The sequence below is a fragment of the Cupriavidus sp. 01L46 genome, from assembly GCF_056399905.1.
In genome coordinates, this window is sequence record NZ_JBFTSF010000032.1 from 15,522 (window position 1) to 37,150 (window position 21,629).

The following is a 21,629-nucleotide window of genomic DNA, read 5'->3' on the forward strand; positions in this document are numbered from 1 at the left end:
GGCGGTTTTTGCGCCCCACGTATACGCCCGCCAGATATCCCGCGAGAGCAGGGTATTCCCTGGGACTTATCTTATTCGTAAGTCATTGAGTGAAAAGGGAAAAACCGGCTTATCCACCGAAAATGAGGCCGTTTACCTACTACTACTATATTGGTATACGTAAACAATAAAGAAAGACATAGGGCCACCATTGCGGCGGACGTATACGTTGCCTGCATTTGGCGCAGCGCTCCGCACGTATACCTGCGTCGAAACTTTGGCCGCCACGTATACGTCAGACGTCCGCCTGCCGCCGCCTCGGCGTTTACCTCAACTCAACTCAACTCAACTCAACTCAACGCGGCACCTTGAATGCTCTCCTTGCCCGCAAGACTTCCTCGCGCGTCTCGCAGCCCTCCCGGTGATCGTTGACCAGGCCCATCGCCTGCATCAGCGCGTACATCGTGGTGGGGCCGACAAAGCGCCAGCCGCGCTTCTTCAGGTCCTTGGACAGCGCGGTGGATTCCGGCGAGACGGCCATGGTGCGCAGCACTTCCGGCGTCAGCAGCTTGGGACGGCTGGCCGGATCGGGTTCGAAGCGCCAGAAGTACGCGGCCAGCGACGGCTCCGTCTCCAGCAGCTCGCGGGCGCGCTGCGCGTTGTTGATGGCGGCCTCGATCTTGCCGCGGTGCCGCACGATGCCGGCGTCGCCCAGCAGCCGCTGGATATCACGTTCGCCGAAGCGGGCCACCTTTTCAATCTCGAAGTTGGCGAAGGCGCGGCGAAACGCCTCGCGCTTGCGCAGGATGGTGAGCCAGCTCAGGCCGGCCTGGAAGCCTTCCAGGCATAGCTTCTCGAACAGGCGCCGGTCGTCGTCGACGGGAAAGCCCCATTCGTTGTCGTGGTAGTGGCAGTAGTCTTCCAGCGTGCCGCACCAGCTGCAGCGCTGGCGTTCCGTGTCCGCCACGATGTTTGTCACTGGTGGCGCCGCATTCTTTGCTGCTTTCGGTGCCGCTTTCTTCGGCACCGTCTTCGGCACCTTCGTTGCCACTTTTTTTGTCACGTCGCTATCTGCTGCCATGGGTGCGTTCTCCTTCGATCTGCCATCTTAAAGCGACTCGTGCGGCATGTCGCGGCCGCGCGGCCTCGGGGCGCATTTGCTACGATGCCGCCCGTAAAGGACGAATTTATGATGAGGACTGACATGGAAAAACGACTGGCGACCATCGAAGAAGACGGCTGGCAGCTCGACGACGGCGAGGTCATCGGCGAGGCGCACCCCGAGACGTTCTGGGTGCCGGCGCTGGCTGAGCGCCAGGCTTTGCAGGCCGGCCAGCTGGTGAAGCTGATCTTTCGCATCGTCACCGCCGACGAGCAGGACCGCGAGGAGCAGCATGTGGAGCGCATGTGGGTGATCGTGACCGGCCGCGAGGGCGATCTCTACAGTGGCGAGCTGGACAACCAGCCCTATTGCACAGAGGAAATGGCACCCGGCATGCCGCTTTGGTTCGAGGCGCGGCATGTGATCAATATCCATAAAGAGGGCGAAGAAGAATAACCACCCCGGCTAAGCGCCCAGCCGGCGCATATCGCCTGGAATCGCCTGGAAATGTCGGCCTGGCGGTACACTGGGCGCGCATGATGCAGGCGGTTACTGGTGCCGGCAAACGCAGTATCCGCACCAACKGCCGCCGCCTTCCCCAACCTTCTTAGGCGAAACCTCATCTGATGCGCTGGATATTCGGGGTGATTGGCTTGGTGCTCGGCATGGTGGCGGCCGGGTTTGGTGGTGCGCTGACAGGCGCGGTCCTGGGCTTCGGTTTTGGCTGGATGGTCAGCGACCGGCCCACCCGGCCCTCTGTTGACGGCGAAGCGCGGGGCGCGGCGGCGGCTCCGCTCGAAGCCCGCGTGCTGCGGCTTGAGCAGGAGCTGTCCACGCTGAAGCGCGAGCTGGCGAGCCTGCGCGGCGAGAGCGTGGACACTCCATCGGCCACATCAGCCACATCGGCCCCTGGCGCAGCGCCGGGTACGGTGGCAGCCAGCGAATTCCCGTCCTTCGAGCCGGCTGCCAGCGCCGCCGTGCCAGCGCCGTTCCCCCCGGCGGCGATCCCGATCCCGGTCGAGGCGGCGCCTGCGCCGATCTCCGCGCCCGTTCCGGCATCGGCGCCTGCTCCCGCACCGGCAAGCGCGCGCCACATTGAACCACCGCTTTCGTCCACGCTCGGGCCGCGCGAACCCGACTTCGTCGAGCGTGCGATATCCGCCGCGCGCGGCTGGCTGCTTGGCGGCAACAGCGTGGTGCGGGTGGGCATCCTGATCCTGTTCTTCGGCGTGGCGTTCCTGCTCAAGTATGCCTCCGACAACGCCATGCTGCCGGTCGAGTTCCGGCTGGCTGGCGTGGCGGCTGGCGCGGTGGTGCTGCTGATGGCGGGCTGGCGCCTGCGCGAGCGGCGCGCCGCCTATGCGCTTGTGTTGCAGGGCGGTGGCGTGGGCGTGCTGTATCTCACCGTCTTCGCCGCCACCAAGCTCTACGGCCTGCTGCCGGCCGCGGCCGCGTTCCCGCTGATGGTGGCCATCTGCGCGCTCGCCGGCGGCCTCGCGGTGCTGCAGAACGCCCCGGCGCTGGCCTTTACCGGCAGCGCCGGCGGCTTCCTTGCCCCGGTGCTGATCGCAACGGGCGGCGGCAGCCATGTGATGCTGTTTGGCTACTACGCGCTGCTCAATGCCGGCATCTTTGCCATCGCCTGGTTCCGGGCCTGGCGCCAGCTCAACCTGCTCGGCTTTGCGTTTACCTTCGGCATTGGCACGGCCTGGGGCGCGCTGAACTACCGGCCCGAACTGCTCGCCACCACGGAGCCGTTCCTGATCCTGTTTTTCCTCATGTATACGGGCATCGCGCTGCGCTATGCGCTGCGCCGGCAGGTCAGCCTGAAGGACTACGTGGACGGCACGCTGGTGTTTGGCACGCCGCTGCTGGCCATGGGGCTGCAGGCCGCGCTGGTGCGCAACATTCCTTTTGCCATGGCATGGAGCGCGGTGGCGCTCGCGGCGTTCTATCTTGGCCTGGCGGCGTGGCTGGCGGCGCGCCGCGATCGCCTGGGGTTGTTGTTTGAAGCCGTGCTGGCGCTGGGCGTCATCTTTGCGTCGCTGGCGGTGCCGCTGGCGTTCGACGAGCGCACCACAAGCGCCGTATGGGCCGTGGAAGGCGCTGCCGTGGTGTGGGTGGGGGTGCGCCAGCAGCGGCGCCTTGCGCTGGCCAGCGGGCTGCTGCTGCAGCTGGCGGCCGGTGCGGCGTTTGCCGCGGGCAGCTTGTTCGAGGCCACGCAACTGGCGTGGCCGGTGCTGAACAGCCGCTACGTGGGCACGCTGCTGCTGGCGGTGGCCGGTGTCTTCAGCGGCTGGCGCCTGCACGGGCGGCCCGAGGCGCGTGCCTGGTCCGCGCCATGCGCGCCGCTTGGCCAGGGGGCGGCGTTGTGGGGGCTGCTGTGGTGGCTGGGCGGCGGCGTGATCGAAATCCTGCACTGGTACAGCGTGCGGGGCTGGCAAGTGCGCGCGCTGCTCGACATGCTGGCGCTGTTCATGGTGCTGAGCGCGTGGCTGGCGCACCTGGCGCGGCGCGTCCTGGCGTGGCCGCTGGCCAGCGTGCCGGCGCAGGGCATGGCGCCGGTGCTGGCGGTCCTGGCCGTGCTTAGCTGCATCGTGCAGTCGGCGTCGCCCTTGCTCGGCTTTGGCGCGCTCGCCTGGCTGGCCGTGTTTGGCGCGGCCTGGCTGCTGCTGTGGCGGCAACAGGATGATGAGCGCGATGCCTTGCTGGCGCCCATGCATGCCCTGTTGTTCTGGACCGTGTGCGTGCTGCTGTCCACCGAGGCTTACTGGCGGCTGCGCGCCTATGTGCCGGAGGGCGCCTGGAGCTGGAGCGCCTGGGCCTATGGCTATGGCGGGCTGCTGGCGCTGCTCTCGGCCTGGGGCTGGCGCCTGCGTTGGCCGGTGGGGCGTTTCCAGCGTGCCTACCTGCTATATGGCGCGCTGCCGCTGGTGGCGCTGCTGTGGCTGTGGAGCATTGCCAGCGTGTCCAGCGACGGCGATGCCGCGCCGCTTTCCTACCTGCCGCTGCTCAACCCGCTCGATGTCGCCCAGCTGCTTGCTATGCTGGCGGTAGCGCTGTGGCAGCACCGGCTTGCCGCCGCGGGCCTGGCCACGCGGCCACGCGTGCTCGGGTACGCCGCGATCGCCACGGTGTTGCTGTGGCTAAACGCCGTGCTCCTGCGCACCCTGCACCACTGGGCCGGCGTGCCCTACACGCTGGAGGGCCTGGGCGGCTCCACGCTGGTACAGGCGTCGCTGTCGATGTTCTGGACCGTGCTGGCGCTGATCACCATGGTGGCGGCCACCCGCCGCGGCTCGCGCGCGCTGTGGTTTGTGGGGGGCGCGCTGCTTGGCGTGACGGTGGTCAAGCTGTTCCTGCTCGACCTGTCCTTCGTCAAGGGCATCGAGCGGATCATCTCGTTTATCGGCGTGGGCGTGCTGCTGCTGTTGATCGGCTACTTCTCGCCCCTGCCGCCAAAGCAGGAGGAGGCGACGTGACGGCGGTTTTCCGAACCGCAGGCGGGCGGGTGCTGCCGATGCTGATGGCCGCGCTGCTGCCATCGCTGCTGTCGTCGCTGTTGCTGCCGCTGCCCGCGCGGGCTGAGCGGTTCGCGCTGGCGACCGAACGCGACGCGGCGTACTACGCCGTGACCCTGGACGCCGATGTCTACGCCCATAGCACGCGCCCCGGGCTGGCTGACCTGCGCGTGCGCAACGCAACAGGCGAATTGCTGCCTTACGCGCTCGATCTGCCGCCCGAGCCGGCGGCCGAGGTACGCACGCTGCGCGAGGTGCCGTGGTTCGCGCTGCCGGCCGCGCAGTCGCGGCAGTCCGCGCCCCTGGGCGTGGTGATCGGGACCGACGGCGCGCTGCGCGCCGCCAGCGCCCCGCCGGCAGCCGGCACTGCCGGAGCATGGCTGATCGACCTGAGCCAGTTGCGCGACGACGCCAGCGCGGTGGTGATCGGCCTGCCGGATGGCGATTACCTGGGCAGGGTGGACGTTGCCAGCAGCGACGACCTGCAGCACTGGCAGGCCGCGGGCGGCGCGCAGCTGTTGCGGCTGAGCCGCGAGGGCAGCACGCTGAGCCAGGACCGCGTTACGCTGGGGCGCCTGCGGGCGCGTTACCTGCGGCTGCAGTGGCAGGGCGCGCCGCCCGTGCCGGCGCGCGTGCAGGTGGAGACAGTGGCGGCCAGCCAGCCTTCGCCGCTGGCGCTGCAATGGCGCGATGGCATCGTTGCCACGCAGGCCAAGCCTGGGGGCGATTACCTGTTCGACAGCGGCGGACGCTTTCCGGCCGAGCGCGTGCGCGTTCGCCTGCCGCAGACCAACACGGTGGTGCAGGCCACGCTGTGGTCGCGGCCCGATGCGCAGGCATCCTGGCGCATGATCAGCAGCGCACAGCTCTACCGTCTTTCCGGGGCGGCGGGTACCGAGCAGGAAAGCGCGCAACTGGCGATCGGGCGCAACACGGATCGCCAGTGGCGCCTGAGCGTGGATGCCCGCGCCGGTGGGCTTGGCGCCGGCATGCCGGTGCTGGCGCTTGGCTGGCGCCCCGCCGTGGTGACCTTTGTCGCGCGCGGCGCGCGGCCGTTCTCGCTGGCGGTGGGGGAGCCGGCAGGCGCGGCGCAAGAACCCGGGGCGCTCGCGCGGGCTGAGCTGCTGGCCGGGCCCGCACCGGTGATCGCCGACGCCCGGATCGCAGGCATGACGGCATCGCCGCCGGCGGCCGTGCCTTCGGACACCCAGCGCCACCGGCGCTTTATCCTGTGGGGTGCGCTGCTGCTGGCGGTCGGCGTGCTGGGCTTGATGGCCTGGCGGCTGCTGCGGGTGCTGGGCGCGCCGCAGGCGCCGCCGGACTGAGCGCAAAGAAAAAGGCCAACCTTGCGGCTGGCCTTTTCCAATCCAATGCGACGTAGGGCGGTATTACTGCAAGGGTTTGCCGGTACGGTCGTGCATGAACAGCAGCGCGATAAAGCTGATCGCAGCCGCGGCAATCACGTAGTAGGCCGGCGCCAGCTTGCTGCCGCTCGATGCGATCAGCCAGGTCACGATCAGCGGGGCAAAGCCGCCGAAGATGGTCACGGCGAAGTTGTAGGCCAGCGACAGGCCGGTGGAGCGGACCTCGGTGGGGAACTGCTCGGCCAGCACGGCCGGCGCCGGGCCGGTGAAGGCCGCCAGCAGGATGCCCAGGATCACCTGGACCATCAGCAGGGTCTKGGTGGTCGGCGAGACGTTGAGCCAGTGGAACAGCGGATAAGCCAGCACGCCGATGATCAGCGCCACGGTGCCCAGCATGCGCTTGCGGCCMACTCGGTCGGACAGCATGCCCATCAGCGGGCACAGCACCAGGATGATGGCGCCGCACAGGGCGGTCGACTGKAAGGTGGCGCCCAGCGGCAGGCCGAGCTGCTGCTTGGCGTACGACGGCATGTAGAACACCAGCACGTAGGTGCAGACCGTCCACAGGATGGTCACGCCCAGGCCGGCCAGCACTTCGCGCGGATGGTCGCGCAGCACCTGCGTGAGCGGCGAGAACTTGACCTTGCTGACAGCGCGTTCGGCGCGGCGGGCCTCGAAGGCAGGCGGCTCTTCCAGGTGCGAGCGGATATACATCCCGACCGGGCCGATCAGCAGGCCGAACAGGAACGGGATGCGCCAGCCCCAGGCGTCGATCTGCTCCGGCTCCAGGCCGTTGATCACCAGCGCGCCCATGGCAGCGCCCAACATGAAGGAAATGCCCTGGCTGGCCTGCTGCCAGCTCGCGTAGGCGCCGCGCTCCTCGTCGGGGGCGTGCTCGATCAGGAAGGCGGTGGCGCCGCCAACCTCGCCGCCGGCCGAGAAGCCCTGGATCAGCCGGGCCACCACGATCAGCGCCGGTGCCCACATGCCGATCGACGAATAAGTGGGCGCCAGGCCGATGATGGCGGTGCCGAGCGCCATCATCAGGATGGTCAGGGTCAGCGCTGCCTTGCGGCCGACGCGGTCGGCGTAGACGCCGAGCACGATGGCGCCGACTGGGCGCATGAAGAAGCCCACGCCGAAGGTGGCGACGGTCAGCAGGAAAGACGTGAGGTCATTGCCGGTGGGGAAGAACAGCTTGGCAATGATCAGCGCAAAGAAGCTGTAGACGGTGAAGTCGAACCACTCCAGGCCGTTGCCGATGGTGGCGGCAAGGATGGCCTTTCGTCGTTGGGTTTTGGATATTTCGTGGACTTGAGGTATTGCAGCGTTGGCTTGCATGTGGCGTTTGATGCGGTGGGAAATCGGCGGGAGGCCTGCCCCGAAACCGGGCATGCGTTCTGAAAGGCAGAATAGTAAGCGATTCTTTAATTGGCCAGCAGGATGGCAGCGTGTGGAGTCAGGTCCGCATGGCCGGCTGAGCGGCCAGCGCCCCATGGAATGTTCCACGTGAAGCACGCATGCGCGTGCCCGCATCCTGGTGGCGCGATGGYGGGGATTCAGGGCTGGCTGGCGTGATGCTGGCGCGCGCTGCGGGCATCGGGCGTCTCGCCCGGGCCGGCGTCTTGTTGCGATTCTGGCGTATCCGGCCGCTGGCGCGTGAGCCACAGCCACAGGGCGCTGCCGACCCACCCGGCCACGAAGACGGAATCGCCCACATGGTTGAGCAGCGCCGGGGCGTCAGGCGCGTTGAATACATCCACCAGCAGGGGGGCGGGCAGGCGGGCGGCGATCCATAGGAGCACAGCCGGTCCGCTGGCATACACGCCTGGCTGCCACCAGTTCGCATGGGGCAGCAAGGGCCTGTGGGCTGTGCGCTTGACCACGGTGTTCTCCAGCCTGACACGCTTCATGGCGCGTCGTATCCAGTCATGCGGGGTTTGCCCGGGCCCGCGCGGACAACGCATTGCGCCGCGCAAAGCTGGACCGGACCCCGTGCTGGAATCATAAGCCGATTGCCCGCCGCGTGTCCGAATCTTTAAAGCGTCGTGTGGTGCACCCCACGCTCGCGGGGTGGGCAGGGTGCGCATGCGGTGGTGGGAAGTGCGGTGGCGCCGCGTGAATTCAAGTTTTTTGATGGAGGTGTCCGCAAATGGGTGGCGCTGGGGCAGGGCAGTCTTGTCAAACTAAACACTGCTATCAAAAGGATTTGAAGGCCGCCATCATGCTTCCCGCCATCTACATCTCCCACGGTTCGCCCATGCTTGCCCTCGAGCCGGGCCCGAGCGGCGCCGCCTTCGACGCCCTCGGCCAAGTGCTCAGGGCGCGCAAGCCGCGCGCCGTGCTGGTCGTCTCGGCGCACTGGATCTACAGCACCCTGGTGGTCGGCACCCGCGAGCGGCAGGAGGCTTGGCACGACTTCGGCGGCTTCCCGCGCGCGCTGTATGAACTGCGCTACGACGCCCCGGGCTCGCCGGGGCTGGCCGCTCGCGTCAAGGCGCTGGTCGAGGCCGCGCAAGTCCCCGGCGCCGCGGTGGTGCTGCAGGACGATGAGCGCCCGCTGGACCACGGCGCCTGGATGCCGATGCGACATCTCTTCCCGGATGCCGACATCCCGGTGGTGCAGCTGGCCTTGAACCCCTATCTCCCCCCCGCAGCCCAGATCGAGATCGGCCGGGCGCTGGCGCCGCTGCGCGACGAGGGCGTGCTGGTGCTCGGCTCGGGCAGCTTTACCCACAACCTGCAGGAARTCTTCGGTGCCGGGGGCCGGCGCGAGCAGCACGGCTCGCCCGTCGAGCCCTATGTGGAGGCATTCCGCGGCTGGATGATCCAGGCACTGGACGATGCGCTCGCTACCGGTGACACCACGCGCTTAGCGGACTATCGCGCGCAGGCGCCGTATGCGCGCCGCGCCCATCCCGCCGACKAGCATTTGCTGCCGTTCTTCGTGGCGCTGGGCGCGGCGCTGGGCCCGCATGAAGGCGTGCCCGCCGAGCAGGCGCCGGCCGGCGTGGCGCGCGTGGCACGCGTGGCCGATGAGGTCACTTATGGCGTGCTGGCGATGGATACATTCGTGTTCGAAGGGGCCGGCACGCACCCTGCCCCGGCGTGGAGCGAGGCTGCCTGAGCCAGCCCCCCGGGCGTCATGCCTTGCGGGCCAATAGGTAAGGGCGCGCCAGGCGCGCGCCCGCCGCGGCGATCCAGCCCATGGTGAGGGCAACCACCCCCAGTCCGTATTGCAAGCTGCTGACATGGGCCACGCCGCCAATCATCACCGGCCCCATCAGCAAGCCGATATAGGCAAAGCGCGCCACGCGCGAGATGGCTTCCGCCGGCGCCACACCCGGCAGGCGCGAAGCCGCCACGAAGAAGATCGGCACCATGTTCGCCGCGCCCAGGCCCATCAGCGCGAAGCCGACCAGGGATGCCGCCGGCGCTGGCCACGACAGCGCCAGCAGGATCCCCGCGAACGCTACCCAGGCACTGGCGCCGAGCGTGGGCGCATCCGACCAGCGCGCGCGCAGGCGGTCGCCGCCAAAGCGGCCGCAGGCCATCCCACCGGAGAAGGCGGCATAGCCGGCGCTGATCCAGGCGTCCGGCGCCAGCGCCACCTCGCGCATGTAGACGCTGGACCAGTCATACATCGCACCCTCGCCAACCAGGCCCAGGAACGCCATCAGGCCCAGCAGCCAGAGCGCGCGCACCGCATGCGCGCGGTGATGCGCGGAAGGTGCCGGCACGGGATGGTCGTCCAGCAGCCAGGGCGCCGCGCCCGCCGTGACCGCAGCGGTCAGCACCGCCATGCCGAGGGCGTGCGCCAGCGGCGGCACGCCCAGGCCCAGGAGCACGCCCCGCGCCTGCCATGCCGCCCAGGCTGAACATGCCGTGCAGCGCGGACATGATGGGCCGCGCGCGGCTGGCTTCAACTGTGGCGGCCTGCGCGTTCATGCCCACGTCGAAGGCCGCGTTGGCCATGCCGAAGGCGATCAGCGCCAGGATCAGCAAGGCAAACTCCGGCATGGCCAGGATGGCCACGGTAGCCAGGGCGTAGACCAGCCCGCTGCGTCGGCAAGCGGCCGCGCTGCCCACGCGCCCCACCCAGCGCCCCACCGGACCCATCGCCGCGATGGCGCCCCCGGCCACGGCCAGCATGGCCAGCGACAGCACCGCATCCGACAAGCCGAAGCGCGCCTTGATGGTCGGGATGTGCACGCCCCAGGTGGCAAAGGTGGCGCCGTTGACAAAAAACAGCGCCATGGTGGCGCGCGCGGCGTGCTCCACGCGCCGCGCGCAGACTGGTGCGGCGGCGAGCGTTGCGCAGGAGGAGGAGGGCGGCTGGGTCAGGTCGGGGGAAGCAGAATCTGGCATATTGGCGGCGGGCACGGTCAACCGCGCCGGGGGCAGCGCGGGAGGTGCCCTGGCGGGCGCTGCAGGGTAATCGAGCCCTGCATCGTCGCATATCGGTGCGTCGGGCGCATGACCGGCGGCGCAGCCGGCCAGCCAGCGTGGCCGGCTACGCCGCCGCCGCGTGGCTGGACGCGCGCAGCAGCCCGCGCTGGTGCAGGGCAAAGCCGAAAGCCGCCAGCGCCGTCAGCGCCAGCGCCACCATCACCCACAGCATCAGCCAGTAGCCGCCCGCGGCGCGCCACAGCAAGGCGCCCAGCCAAGGCGCGGCGGCCTGCATCAGCAGCACCGGCGTCATCATCAGGCCGTTGAGGGTGGCGTAATGGTGGCGCGAGATCAGTTCCGGCATGGCCATGGCGCGCAGCATGGTGTTGATGCCGTTGGCGCAGCCATACAGCACCGCCGCCAGCATCAGCCATTTGCCATAGCCGAGCGCAAAGCACAGCAGGCCCAGGCTCATCACCAGATAGACCGGCAGCGACAGCCGCAGCGGGTGGCGCACGGGAAAACGCATCATCACCAGGCGGCCCACCACTTGCGCCGGGCCGATCAGCGCCGCCACCACCAGTTGCTCGCCCAGCGGCAAGCCCTTCTCGGTCAGCATCGGGATCAGGTGGGCGCCCAGCAGCGAGGCAATCACCGCCAGCGCGGTGAAGGCCAGCACCACCGCCCAGAATACCGGCTGGCGCAGCGCGATCCCGGCGATGCCCGGTTGCGCGGCATCCGCCAGCGGGGCTGGCGCCGGCGCGGCCGCGTAGGTGGCATGCGCCGCATAGCGCAGGCGGGCGTGCAAGGGCGCGCAAACGAAGAGGTTGAGCCCGGCGAAGCACAGCAGCGTCTCGCGCCAGCCCAGGTGCAGCACCAGCCATTGCGCCAGCGGCACGAAGATGGTGCTGGCAAAGCCCGCCATCAGCGTCACGGTGACGATGGACTTCTGGTAGCCATCGCCAAAGGCCTGGCGCAGCACGACGAAGGCGGGCTCGTACAGCGTGGTCGCCATGGCCAGCCCGATGGGTATCCACATCAGCAGGAAGGCCGCCTGGTTCGGACTCCATGCCCACAGCAGCAGGCCGGAGCCGGCCAGCACGGAACCCGCGCACATCACGGCGCGCGCCGGCACGCGGTCGAGCAGGCGGCCCACCGCGAACGAGCACATCGCCCAGACCAGCAGCCCGAGCGAATAGCCGCCGGCAAGGAAGGGCTTGGAGTAGCCCAGCGTCGCGCTCATCGGCCCGATGAACACGGTGAAGGCGAAATACAGCGTGCCCCAGGAAATCGTTTCGGTGATGCCAAGGGTCCAGACCAGCTGGCGTGGCGAGATGGCGCGTGGGCCGGGTGGGGCGTCTTGTCGTGTCATGGCGCGCCTGGACGCGGTATGTACCGCCGCGCAATGGCCGCCGCGAGGAGGCGGATGGCGCGCTTGGCGGCGAGGGGGTGAGCGGGAATTGTAGCGGGCATCCAGGCGGAATGCCCACCTTGAGTCACATGGGCTGGCGGCTATTGCTTACCCGTGGGCGGCCCTTTGAGCTCCACCATATTGCCGTCCGGGTCGTGCACGTAGATCGAGGGGCCTTTGCCTTCGGCGCCGAAGCGCATCTCCACAGGACCCGGTTCCACGCCGTGCGCGCGCAAGTGGGCGCCGATCGCGTCGGCATCGAATGGATCGAGGCGCAGGCAGAAGTGGTCGAGGTTGCGGCCTTCCCTGCCCGGCCCGGCGCCGCCGGCACGGCCCAGGGGGCCGTCCAACGCTACCAGGTCGATCAGCCCGCTGCCCGCACGTAACTGGATCAGGCCGAATTCCGCCTGCACGCGTTCGACATTGCAGCCAAGCACGTCCACATAGAAACGCATGAGCGCCGTCACGTTGCCGGTACGCAGGACGAGGTGATCGATGCCAAGGATGCGGAACATGGCCAAAACTCCCAGCGCTCCCAGCGCTCAGATATCCGGAATCAGCCGCTTGCCCAGGCTGACCGCCTCGTCCTGCGCGTACCCGAGGCTGCGGTAAAAGTCGATGACCTTGCTGTTGCCGCTGCGCACCAGCAGGTTGATCTTGGGGCAGCCCCGCTCGATCAGCAACTGCTCGGCGTGCGCCATCAGGCGGCGGCCGTAGTCGCGGCGCTGGTGATCCGGGTGCACCGCCAGGTAGTAGACCCAGCCGCGATGGCCGTCGAAGCCGACCATGGCCGATGCCACCGGGCGACCCTCGACTTCGCCCACCAGGAACAGCTCGGCCTGCTCGGTCAGCTTGCGGGCAATGTCTTTCTTCGGGTCATTCCATGGCCGGGTCAGGCCGCAGGCTTGCCAGAGGTCGATGATGGCGGCTTCGTCGGCGGCCAGGTAAGGGCGGATCTGCATGCGGATCGATGCGCCGCGGCAGGCGGCGGCAATGTTAAGTCCTTGACAGTGTAGCCCCCAAACCTGTGCCAGAATCGTTGCTCGATGTTTGTTCAATCGTTGTTCATCACAAACAAAACAAGCAAAACTAGCAGGATCACCCTGCACGGAGACCCCACAATGAGCGAAACGACCACGCACGCCCGCGCCACCTTCAGCCACATGGAACAAGGCACGCGCGAGGACTGGGCGGCGATATCCGCCGAGTTCATGCCCTTCGCGCAGGCGCTGGCCGACCGCGTGCTCGATCACCTCCGGCTGCTCGACGGCGACTGCGGCGGCTTTCCCATCGACCGCCTGACCCACTGCCTGCAGACCGCCACGCTGGCCCACCGCGACGGGCGCGACGAGGAGTACGTGGTATGCGCGCTGCTGCACGATATCGGCGACACGCTTGGCAGCTTCAACCATCCCGACATCGCCGCCGCCATCCTCAAGCCCTTCGTCAGCCCGGAGAATCTGTGGATGGTGGAGAAGCACGGCGTGTTCCAGGGCTACTACTTCTTTCATCACCTGGGCCTGGACCGCAACCTGCGCGAGCAATTCCGCGACCAGCCCGCGCTGTTCGAGCGCACCGCGGAATTCTGCGCCAAGTACGACGGCGCGGCCTTCATGCAGGACTACGACACGTTGCCGCTGTCGTTCTTCGAGCCGATGGTGCGGCGCGTGTTCGCCCGCCCGCGCAACTCCATGTACGTGAAGGAAAACGAGAGCACGCTGGCGCAGCCGGCCTGAACCTGGCCACCATAGGTTGACTGCAGGAAGTTGAATTTCTGTCTTGACGGAAATTTCCGAACAGATAAACTGTCAGGCATGGAACTTCAACCGGTCGCACAACGCTTTGTCCTGCACTGGGGCGAAATGGGCTCTAAGTGGGGCGTCAATCGCACCGTCGCGCAGATTCACGCCCTGCTGTTCCTTGCCGAGCACCCGCTGCCGGCCGAGGAAATCGCCGACACGCTCAACGTCGCACGCTCCAACGTCAGCAACAGCCTCAAGGAGCTGCAGAACTGGAAGCTGATCCGCACCGTGCACATGATGGGCGACCGGCGCGATCACTTCGAGACCATCACCGATGTGTGGGACCTGTTCCGCACCGTGGTGCGCGAGCGCAAGCAGCGCGAGTTCGATCCCACCATCGACGCCTTGCACGAATGCGTGAACAATCCCGCGTTCGCCAAGGAGAGCAAGGAAGTGCAAAAGCGCATCATCGCCACCTTGCAGCTGATGGAAACGCTGGGCAGCTGGGGCGACGAAATGCTGCGCCTCTCGCCCGATACCCTGGTCAAGGTGATGAAGCTCGGCGCGCGTATCCAGAAGCTGGTGCGTGGCGACCAGCGCGCCCGCGAAGCCGGCAAGTAGCACAGGCATGAAAAGCAGGCCGCCGCGGTGGCCGCTTTTTTGGGCCAGATATTTCTCTTAAGACAGAAATTAATGTAAATAAGGATGCTTGAGATGGACCCCACCAGCGGCACGCTGTACACCGTCATCCTCAACCTGCTGATCGTGCAGGGATTGATGGGTGCCTTCGATACCGTCTGGCATCATGAACTGCGCTGCGCCTTGCCGCAGCAGCACAACGCCGCGCCGGAGCTGCGCCTGCACGCGATCCGGGCGGTGCTGTATGGCGTGCTGTTTGGCGGCCTGGCGTGGTTTGCCTGGGGCGGCGCCTGGCTGGTGCCGCTATGGGCCATCGTCGCCATCGAGATCCTGCTCACGCTGCGCGACTTCGTGGTGGAAGACCAGACCCGCAGCCTGCCGCCGAGCGAGCGGGTGACGCATACCGTGCTGGCCATCAACGGCGGCGTGATCTTTGGCCTGCTGGCCTGGCATTCGCAAGCCTGGTGGGACCTGCCATCGGGCCTGCACCTCAATCCGCAAGGCTGGCAAAGCTGGGTGCTGAGCGTATTCGCGCTCGGCGTGGCCGCCTCTGGCGTGCGCGATGCGTTCGCAAGCCGCTCGCTGGCGGCCCGCGCCGGCGCTACGCCGTCGTTCGATTTCGCCGGCGCCGATCCCTCCCGGCGCGCGCAATCGTTCCTGCTGACCGGCGGCACCGGCTTTATCGGGCAGGCGCTGGTGCGCTCGCTGCTGGCCGATGGCCATCGCGTGACGATCTGGGCGCGCAACCCGCGCGTGGCGGCGCAGTTGTTCGACGGCCGCGCCGCATGCGTCGGCTCGCTGGCGCAGATCGATCCGGCTGTGCGCTTCGAYGTGGTGATCAACCTTGCCGGCGCGCCCATCCTCGGCCCGCGCTGGAGTGCCGCACGCAAGCACAGCCTGGTGCAAAGCCGCGTGGCCACCACGCGCGCGCTGGCGGCGTGGCTGGCCGCTGCGGCGCACCGGCCGCGCCTGATGATCAACGGTTCGGCGGTGGGCTTCTACGGCATCCAGGGTGACGACGACCTGAGCCAGCGTACCGAGGCCAGCGCGCCGCAGGACATCTTTGCCTCGCAGTTGTGCCAGCAGTGGGAGGACGCGGCCCGCGCCGTGACGCCGCTCGGCATCCCGCTAGCCATCCTGCGCCTCGGCGTGGTCTATGGCCATCAAGGCGCGCTGCCCGCCATGCTGATGCCGGTGTGGCTCGGCTTCGGCGGCCCGATGGGCAGCGGCCGGCAAGCGCAGAGCTGGGTACACATTCACGACGTGCTCGGCGTGATCGCCTGGCTCTGCCGGGGTGACGCCGCGCAAGCCGCCCCGGCGGTTGCCGCCATCTATAACCTGGTTGCGCCGGATACCCCGAGCCAGGCCGGGTTCGTGCGCGCGGCGGCTGCGCTGCTGCGCCGGCCCGCCTTCATGCCTACGCCCGCATGGCCGATGCGACTGGCATTGGGCGAGCAGGCCACGCTGCTGCTCGACGGGCTGCGCGTGGCGCCTGCGCGCCTGCAGCAGGAGGGCTATGCCTTCCGCTTCCCGACCCTGCAGCTGGCGCTGGAGGACCTGCTCGGCAACGGGCGGGCATGTCGATGAGCACGTCGGCCGCGCATGGCACGGATGGTGGCCCGCAAAGCCTGTACGGGACCATGCTGGGTGCCGCCCTTGCCAGCCTGCCGCCGGTGCTGCAGCGCGTGCATCGTGCCGAGGGCGTGCACCTGCGCGGCTCGCTAAGGGTGCGCTGGAGCGCGCGGCGCTGGCTGCGCGCGCTGATGCGGCTGTCGGCGCTGCCCCGGCCCGCGGCGGCGGCGGCGACCCTTGTGAGCATCTCGCCGGAGCCCGCCGGCGAGCGCTGGCACCGCAGCATCGGCGGGCACATCGTGGCGAGCCACATGCGGCTCGCGCGGGCCGGGCAGGTGACGGAGCGCATGGGGCCGCTGGCAATCGTGCTGGCAACGCGTGTCGATGGCACCGGCCGGCTGTGGCAGGCCAGCCGCGGCGTCAGCCTGTTCGGCCTGACCGTGCCGTGGCTGCACGTGCTGGCCAGCGAACGCGCACGGGATGCGCACAGCTATCGCTGCGACGTGCGCATATGGGCGCCACGCCTGGGCTACCTGCTGCGCTATGACGGCGTGCTGACCATCCGCGAACCCGAACCCGAACCTGAACCCGAACCTGAACCTAACCTGGAGAATGTGGCATGAGGTCCAATTCAACCATCGGGCGCAATGCGTCCGTCAGCCTGCCCCGCGTACCGGCGTGGATGCCCGCCGTACTGCGGCTGGCAGCGCTCTATAACCTGCTCTATGCGATTGCGCTGAGCCTGTGGCCGTCGCAGATCTTCGACTGGCTGGGCATGCCGGCMACGCCCGACGCCATGATCCGCTGCATCGGCATGATGGTGGGTGTCTACGCGCTGGGCTACTGGATCGCGGCGCAGGACATGCTGCGCTACTGGCCGCTGGTGGTGGTGGGACTGGTGGGCAAGACGCTGGGGCCGCTGGGCTTCTTGCACGGCGCGCTGACCGGCGTGTTCGCATGGCGCAGTGGCTTGTTCGTGCTGTGCAGCGACCTGATCTGGTGGGTGCCGTTCTGGGGGATGACCCTGTTCGCGTTGAAGCATCGGGACCGCTGATATCGCTGCGTTAGCAATGCCTTAACCCTTTCCATCTCCCGGCATTGCTCTGCCTTCGCGCAATTCCCAAGCAAAAGGAGAAATTTCCTATTCTTTCATCGCACCGTGTTGGGTATAGGTTGAGGCACCCCAAATGTAACCTATAGGAGGTGCACTTTTATGGCGCTGCCCAACACGCCCTTTCGCCCATGCGGGCCTGTTCTGCATACCCGGCCAGCCCTGTTCGTGCTGATCAACTACGCACCAGGAGACGGCCAGCCGGACTGGTGCAACGCCTCTTGCGAATTCGTGGAGGAGGGCAATGCCGATGCCGGCTCGGCACTGGCCGTCCATATCTCGCCCTTTGACGCACTGCTGAACGCGGCGTTCGTGTCTAGCCCGGGCAAGCCTTATCACGTCGCGCATGCGGCGGCTTTCGATCCCCGGACGTTGATCCGGGATAGCGGCGGAAAGCTCCATATCAACCTRCACTGCGGCTGGGCCGCGAGCGACGGCCGGATCGTGGTCCGGCGCAAAGGGGCGCTCGCCAGCGTTTGCATGATGCAGACCGACGAGATCCCGCCAGCGCGGCACGATGCCATCGAGCTCGAGATCGACCAGCAAGGCATTGCCAAGTATGAACGCCTGCGCGAACACGCCGGGCTCTTCGCGCACGCGGATTCGCATTGCCTGCTGGAAAGCTGGACGGAACAGCAACGGCATCAGGCCGTGGCGCTGGCCATACAGCGCATGCCCGGAATGGTCTCCGTGGGGGCGCAGATCAACCAGGTTGCCCTTTACGACCCCGAAGCCGCGCAATGGCACTTCGTGCCCATCGCGGTTTTCTTCGACAAGCCGGAGCGCAAGGCGGTTGCCTGAACGGCCGGCTTCAGGCCGGCTATCGAGTTTCCGCAAGAACACGCTATTAGAGAGGGTCTTCTTATGATGAATTTGCGATGTGCGCTTCGCGATGGGGATCGCACCAGTAACAACGGCATGCTGATGGGCACCGGGGAGATGACGCACCACGGCGCGCGGGTTGGCGTCGAGGGGGACTTTGCCACCTGCCCGGTGTGCAAGAGCGGCGGCACCGTCACCAATGATTGCTACCCCGCGTTCAGCCTGATGGACAAGCAGATCCTGGTGGAAGGCGCCCGCGTCAACTGCAAATGTGCCGTCAAGCCGATTGTCATTGCCTCGCAGAACACCTTCACCATTCAGGTGAACCGTGGCGGTCGCACGCATTTTCTGGCGGATAGCGCTGCCGCCGCGCCGGTGGAGACATCGAACAAACTGGTGGCGGGGGCGCCCAGGGAAACGTCTGAAAACGATCCCACGCTGATCTGCCAGAACATGAGCAACGCGGAGTTCTACGCCACGATGAACCGGCTGCGGGACAAGGCTGTGCGGCTGCTGGCTGACCGTCTGGTCGAACTGGACCGGTGGAATCGGGCGGATCAGGACAAGGTCAGGCTTTGGTTTGGCAACGCGAGGGAGGATACGCGCGAGACATTGCGTGATGGGTTGGCCCGGATGCGGGAGGTCATGCGCGGGCTGACTGACAGGAACTATGAGCGCCAAACAAAGGAAGCGCTCGCCCGGGTTGGGTGCGTGCCGCGCGCGAAGGGTGATGAGATTCCAGCGGCCGCCTCCATCTGCAAGCCGGACGGGACGTATTCAATTTTCATTGGACACCTTTTCTGCACGATGCCGGATGAGGCTAATCGAAATAAGGCTACTCCATCGGCCAATGATTCCAAACTAACGACTTTGATTCATGAGGTATCGCATTTTCCAGCAGCAATGAATACGGAGGATTCATGGAGCAATATCAAGTGGGCACAAAAGCAGGCTGCTCGTGATAAGTTCTGCCTGAATAATGCGGATAGTATCGCTGCCTACGTTGCAAACATTCCAAATTGGGATGGACTGACGCCGGTGTGGAGGCCATAGTGAAACGGCTACTCGTTGCGACCGTATTCTTGTTTTCACTTCCCACAATGGGGTGCACCTTGGGGTACGTTGACTACGAGCCCGTGTTTTCAAATGGTCGATCTGATCTATCGGCAAGTGAGGTCATGCGTCTGGCAAATTGGCGGGCACAACTTAGGCTGTGGCTCCCGAGTGGAGGGAAGTATCTGGTCTATGTTCGCCAGAATGCGCGCGTAGGTGTGTCAGCCAAGCTGGCGGAGCAGAGGCGAAAGAACCTATTGTCTACGCTTTCGAATATGGGTATCGACAAGGTGGACATCGAAGAATCAGCTGTCCGTAGATTTAGCGACGACCTGAGGCCAGGTCCGGAACTGCGCCACCTCACCAACGTTGCGGAGATTTCAATCATCCCGCGATGTCCGCATCCCTGCTGCCCCGGGCCGCAGCCACTGGAGAAGTAAGCGGAACACGGGTCCTCTGCCTCCATTTCGTTGGACTCAACCGCCAGCCCGGGCGAAATCGTGATGCCGGGCATGTCGCGACAGAAACAAAAAGACCCCACATTTCCGAAAATGTGGGGTCCGACAACAACCGAAGCGCCCCCTCGCGGCGGCGCTCCGTTCAAGCTAAAACTCAAGCCACCTGCTGCGCCGTCTCCGGATGCCGGAACTGCTCAAGCAGCGCCGTCCAGCGCGTACGCACCTTCGCCAGGTTGTCGTCCTTGACGTGCCCGAAGCCGCGAATGTCGTCGGGCAGGCTGGCCAGCGTGATCGCAGTCGCGTGATTGGCTGCGCTCAAACCACGCGTCAGCTCCTCCAGCAACGCACGATACTCGCCGATCAGCGCGCGCTCGGTGCGGCGCTCGGCGGTCTTGCCGAACACATCGAACATGCCGCCGCGCAGGCCTTTGAGCTTGGCCAGCACGCCGAAGAGCTTCATGGTGGACGGGCCGAAGCGGCGCTTCACCAAATGGCCCTTTTCGTCGCGCTTGGCCAACAGCGGCGGCGCCAGCCAGAAATTGAGCTGGTAATCGCGGCCGGGCTCGCCTTCGAACTGGTTGCGCAGCTTGTCGAGGAAGACCGGATCGGTATAAAGGCGCGCGACTTCGTACTCGTCCTTGTAGGCCATCAGCTTGGACAAGTTGCGCGCCGCCGCTTCGGTCAGCGGCAGCGGCTTGCCACTGCCGACCAGTGCGCTTTCCGCAGCGCGCACACGGTTCACCGCGTCGCGGAAGGCCTGCGCGTAAGCGGCATCCTGATAGGCAGTCAGGTGCTCGGCGCGGTGCGCGATCAGCTTTTCCAGCAGGGCGCCGGAGGAGGTGGGCAGCTTGACCACTTCCGCGCCTTCGGCGGTGTTGCGCAGCTTGCCGGTGAGCGACAGCACGTGCTCGGGGTCGTGCGCCATGTGGCGGCCCCAGTCGAAGGCGGCCTTGTTCTTTTCCACCGCCGTGCCGTTGAGCTCGATGGCGCGCACCAGCGCGTCCAGCGATAGCGGCAGCCAGCCCTTTTGCCAGGCGTAGCCCAGCACCAGCGGGTTGGTGAAGATGGCGTCGCCGATCAGCGCCACGGCCAGGCCGCTGGCGTTGATGAAGTCGCAGGTTTCGCCCACTGCATTGCGCACGTCCTGTTCCGCCGACAGGCYGGGGAATTGCCACTTGGGATTCTTGATGAACTCGGCGGTGGGCGTCTGTGCCGTGTTGACGATGGCGCGCGTGCGTCCTACCTGGGTCTTGGAGATGACATCGTCGGTGGCGCTGACGATGGCGTCGCAGCCAATCACCAGATCCGCTTCGCCCATGGCGATGCGGGTGGCGTGGAGCTGGTCCGGGTGCGCGGCAATCTGCACGTGCGAGAGCACCGCGCCGCCCTTTTGCGCCAGGCCGGCCATGTCGAGCACGGTCACGCCCTTGTTTTCCAGGTGCGCGGCCATGCCGAGCAGGCCGCCGATGGTGACCACGCCGGTGCCGCCCACGCCCGTRACCAGCACGCCGTAGGGATGTTCAAGGCCGGGCAGCGCCGGTTGCGGCAAGGCCGGCAGGTTGTCCATCGACACGCCGTGGCGCTCGGGCTTCTTCACCTGCGCGCCTTCGGCCGTGACGAAGCTCGGGCAGAAGCCGTTGACGCACGAGAAGTCCTTGTTGCAGGACGACTGGTTGATTTGCCGCTTGGTGCCAAGCTCCGTTTCCAGCGGCTCCACCGACAGGCAGTTCGACTTCACCGAGCAGTCGCCGCAGCCTTCGCAGACCGCGTCGTTGATGAAGGCGCGCTTGGCCGGATCGGGGTAGGTGCCGCGCTTGCGGCGCCGGCGCTTTTCGGTGGCGCAGGTCTGGTCGTAGATCAGGATGGTGGCGCCGGGCACCTCGCGCAGCTCGCGCTGGATCTTGTCGAGCTCGTCGCGGTGGTGTACTTCCACGCCTTGCGGCAGCTTGATGGCGGCGCTGTACTTTTCAGGCTCGTCGGTGACGACGACGATTTTCTTCGCGCCCTCGGCCGCCACCTGGAAGGCCACGTCCTGTACCGACAGCTTGCCGTCGATCGGCTGGCCGCCGGTCATGGCGACTGCGTCGTTGTAGAGGATCTTGTAGGTGATGTTGACGCCTGCCGCGATCGATGCGCGAATCGCCAGCAGGCCGGAGTGGAAGTAGGTGCCGTCGCCCAGGTTGGCGAACACATGCTTGTCACCGGCGAAGGGCGCTTGCCCGATCCATGCCACGCCTTCGCCGCCCATCTGGCTGAAGGTGCTGGTGCTGCGGTCCATCCACACCGTCATGTAGTGGCAGCCGATGCCGGCCAGCGCGCGCGAGCCTTCGGGCACGTTGGTGGAGGTGTTGTGCGGGCAGCCCGAACAGAACCAGGGCTTGCGCTCTGCCGCCACGCGCGGCACGGCCATGGCTTTTTCCTTGKCCTCGATCACCGCGATGCGCGCGGCAATGCGCGCGCGTACGT

18 protein-coding genes and 1 pseudogene are annotated in these 21,629 nt (G+C 66.9%); 11 read left to right on the plus strand and 8 right to left on the minus strand.

All coding sequences use genetic code 11. The features are described 5' to 3' along the window. Positions 1 to 334: 334 nt before the first annotated feature. Positions 335 to 1,060: a DNA-3-methyladenine glycosylase I gene (locus AC1DS3_RS08305; RefSeq protein ID WP_441637467.1), complete on the minus strand. Its 726-nt coding sequence runs from the start codon at positions 1,058 to 1,060 to the stop codon at positions 335 to 337. 123 nt (positions 1,061 to 1,183) lie between these two features. Between AC1DS3_RS08305 and AC1DS3_RS08310 the strand changes: the two genes are divergently transcribed. From AC1DS3_RS08310 to AC1DS3_RS08320, 3 genes are all read left to right on the plus strand, one after another. Continuing rightward, positions 1,184 to 1,537, plus strand: coding sequence for a DUF2314 domain-containing protein (locus AC1DS3_RS08310; protein ID WP_150991201.1), 354 nt, complete (start codon positions 1,184 to 1,186; stop codon positions 1,535 to 1,537). A 170-nt stretch (positions 1,538 to 1,707) separates the two neighbouring features. Next, positions 1,708 to 4,563, plus strand: coding sequence for a DUF2339 domain-containing protein (locus tag AC1DS3_RS08315; protein WP_477126999.1), 2,856 nt, complete (start codon positions 1,708 to 1,710; stop codon positions 4,561 to 4,563). Between the two features lie 44 nt (positions 4,564 to 4,607). Further along, complete coding sequence (locus AC1DS3_RS08320) at positions 4,608 to 5,927, plus strand: DUF3999 domain-containing protein (protein WP_441637543.1); 1,320 nt, start codon at positions 4,608 to 4,610, stop codon at positions 5,925 to 5,927. 63 nt (positions 5,928 to 5,990) lie between these two features. Here AC1DS3_RS08320 and AC1DS3_RS08325 read toward each other — a convergent pair whose 3' ends face one another. Both AC1DS3_RS08325 and AC1DS3_RS08330 read right to left on the minus strand, forming a co-directional pair. Continuing rightward, on the minus strand, positions 5,991 to 7,307 hold the full coding sequence (locus AC1DS3_RS08325; protein WP_477127000.1) for an MFS transporter: 1,317 nt from the start codon (positions 7,305 to 7,307) through the stop codon (positions 5,991 to 5,993). Between the two features lie 218 nt (positions 7,308 to 7,525). Further along, complete coding sequence (locus tag AC1DS3_RS08330) at positions 7,526 to 7,879, minus strand: hypothetical protein (protein ID WP_441637473.1); 354 nt, start codon at positions 7,877 to 7,879, stop codon at positions 7,526 to 7,528. A 311-nt stretch (positions 7,880 to 8,190) separates the two neighbouring features. On the opposite strand from AC1DS3_RS08330, the gene AC1DS3_RS08335 reads away from it, so the two are divergent. Then, the gene (locus AC1DS3_RS08335) at positions 8,191 to 9,093 is read left to right on the plus strand and encodes a DODA-type extradiol aromatic ring-opening family dioxygenase (protein ID WP_477127001.1); all 903 of its coding nucleotides are present in this window, start codon (positions 8,191 to 8,193) and stop codon (positions 9,091 to 9,093) included. 16 nt (positions 9,094 to 9,109) lie between these two features. On the opposite strand, the pseudogene AC1DS3_RS08340 reads toward AC1DS3_RS08335, so the two are convergent. The 4 genes and pseudogenes from AC1DS3_RS08340 to AC1DS3_RS08355 all read right to left on the minus strand — a co-directional run bounded on the left by AC1DS3_RS08340 (position 9,110) and on the right by AC1DS3_RS08355 (position 12,728). Continuing rightward, a pseudogene (locus tag AC1DS3_RS08340) lies at positions 9,110 to 10,223 on the minus strand (MFS transporter). A gap of 256 nt (positions 10,224 to 10,479) precedes the next feature. After that, positions 10,480 to 11,871 (minus strand): MFS transporter, encoded by a 1,392-nt coding sequence (locus AC1DS3_RS08345; RefSeq protein ID WP_441637545.1) that lies wholly within the window; start codon positions 11,869 to 11,871, stop codon positions 10,480 to 10,482. Next, the gene (locus AC1DS3_RS08350) at positions 11,868 to 12,281 is read right to left on the minus strand and encodes a VOC family protein (protein WP_441637479.1); all 414 of its coding nucleotides are present in this window, start codon (positions 12,279 to 12,281) and stop codon (positions 11,868 to 11,870) included. The genes AC1DS3_RS08345 and AC1DS3_RS08350 overlap by 4 nt, the downstream gene beginning before the upstream one ends. A gap of 27 nt (positions 12,282 to 12,308) precedes the next feature. After that, complete coding sequence (locus AC1DS3_RS08355) at positions 12,309 to 12,728, minus strand: GNAT family acetyltransferase (protein WP_441637481.1); 420 nt, start codon at positions 12,726 to 12,728, stop codon at positions 12,309 to 12,311. 159 nt (positions 12,729 to 12,887) lie between these two features. Between AC1DS3_RS08355 and AC1DS3_RS08360 the strand changes: the two genes are divergently transcribed. From AC1DS3_RS08360 to AC1DS3_RS08390, 7 genes are all read left to right on the plus strand, one after another. After that, positions 12,888 to 13,502: an HD domain-containing protein gene (locus AC1DS3_RS08360; protein ID WP_043350459.1), complete on the plus strand. Its 615-nt coding sequence runs from the start codon at positions 12,888 to 12,890 to the stop codon at positions 13,500 to 13,502. 78 nt (positions 13,503 to 13,580) lie between these two features. Next, positions 13,581 to 14,129, plus strand: coding sequence for a GbsR/MarR family transcriptional regulator (locus AC1DS3_RS08365; RefSeq protein ID WP_150991189.1), 549 nt, complete (start codon positions 13,581 to 13,583; stop codon positions 14,127 to 14,129). Between the two features lie 93 nt (positions 14,130 to 14,222). Beyond that, complete coding sequence (locus AC1DS3_RS08370; protein ID WP_441637483.1) at positions 14,223 to 15,734, plus strand: TIGR01777 family oxidoreductase; 1,512 nt, start codon at positions 14,223 to 14,225, stop codon at positions 15,732 to 15,734. Then, entirely contained in the window at positions 15,725 to 16,342 is a 618-nt protein-coding gene (locus AC1DS3_RS08375; RefSeq protein WP_441637485.1) for a DUF4166 domain-containing protein, read from the plus strand. Before AC1DS3_RS08370 ends, AC1DS3_RS08375 begins: the two co-directional genes overlap by 10 nt. Then, a complete protein-coding gene (locus AC1DS3_RS08380; RefSeq protein WP_441637487.1) occupies positions 16,339 to 16,773 on the plus strand; it encodes a hypothetical protein in 435 nt (144 codons plus the stop codon). Before AC1DS3_RS08375 ends, AC1DS3_RS08380 begins: the two co-directional genes overlap by 4 nt. Before the next feature lie 159 nt (positions 16,774 to 16,932). Then, complete coding sequence (locus AC1DS3_RS08385; protein WP_477109406.1) at positions 16,933 to 17,631, plus strand: hypothetical protein; 699 nt, start codon at positions 16,933 to 16,935, stop codon at positions 17,629 to 17,631. 66 nt (positions 17,632 to 17,697) lie between these two features. Continuing rightward, positions 17,698 to 18,705, plus strand: a complete 1,008-nt coding sequence (locus AC1DS3_RS08390; RefSeq protein WP_477127003.1) for a M35 family metalloendopeptidase — start codon at positions 17,698 to 17,700, stop codon at positions 18,703 to 18,705. Between the two features lie 612 nt (positions 18,706 to 19,317). Here the strand turns inward: AC1DS3_RS08390 and AC1DS3_RS08395 are convergent. After that, on the minus strand, positions 19,318 to 21,629 hold a 2,312-nt coding region (locus AC1DS3_RS08395), incomplete at its 5' end, for an indolepyruvate ferredoxin oxidoreductase family protein (RefSeq protein WP_477127002.1).

Coding starts and splice junctions, on each gene's coding strand:
- AC1DS3_RS08390 (WP_477127003.1), top strand. CDS start 17,698: ATGAATTTGCGATGTGCGCTTCGCGATGGGGATCGCACCAGTAACAAC.
- AC1DS3_RS08350 (WP_441637479.1), bottom strand. CDS start 12,281: ATGTTCCGCATCCTTGGCATCGATCACCTCGTCCTGCGTACCGGCAAC.
- AC1DS3_RS08305 (WP_441637467.1), bottom strand. CDS start 1,060: ATGGCAGCAGATAGCGACGTGACAAAAAAAGTGGCAACGAAGGTGCCG.
- AC1DS3_RS08360 (WP_043350459.1), top strand. CDS start 12,888: ATGAGCGAAACGACCACGCACGCCCGCGCCACCTTCAGCCACATGGAA.
- AC1DS3_RS08310 (WP_150991201.1), top strand. CDS start 1,184: ATGGAAAAACGACTGGCGACCATCGAAGAAGACGGCTGGCAGCTCGAC.
- AC1DS3_RS08320 (WP_441637543.1), top strand. CDS start 4,608: ATGGCCGCGCTGCTGCCATCGCTGCTGTCGTCGCTGTTGCTGCCGCTG.
- AC1DS3_RS08365 (WP_150991189.1), top strand. CDS start 13,581: ATGGAACTTCAACCGGTCGCACAACGCTTTGTCCTGCACTGGGGCGAA.
- AC1DS3_RS08355 (WP_441637481.1), bottom strand. CDS start 12,728: ATGCAGATCCGCCCTTACCTGGCCGCCGACGAAGCCGCCATCATCGAC.
- AC1DS3_RS08315 (WP_477126999.1), top strand. CDS start 1,708: ATGCGCTGGATATTCGGGGTGATTGGCTTGGTGCTCGGCATGGTGGCG.
- AC1DS3_RS08330 (WP_441637473.1), bottom strand. CDS start 7,879: ATGAAGCGTGTCAGGCTGGAGAACACCGTGGTCAAGCGCACAGCCCAC.
- AC1DS3_RS08375 (WP_441637485.1), top strand. CDS start 15,725: ATGTCGATGAGCACGTCGGCCGCGCATGGCACGGATGGTGGCCCGCAA.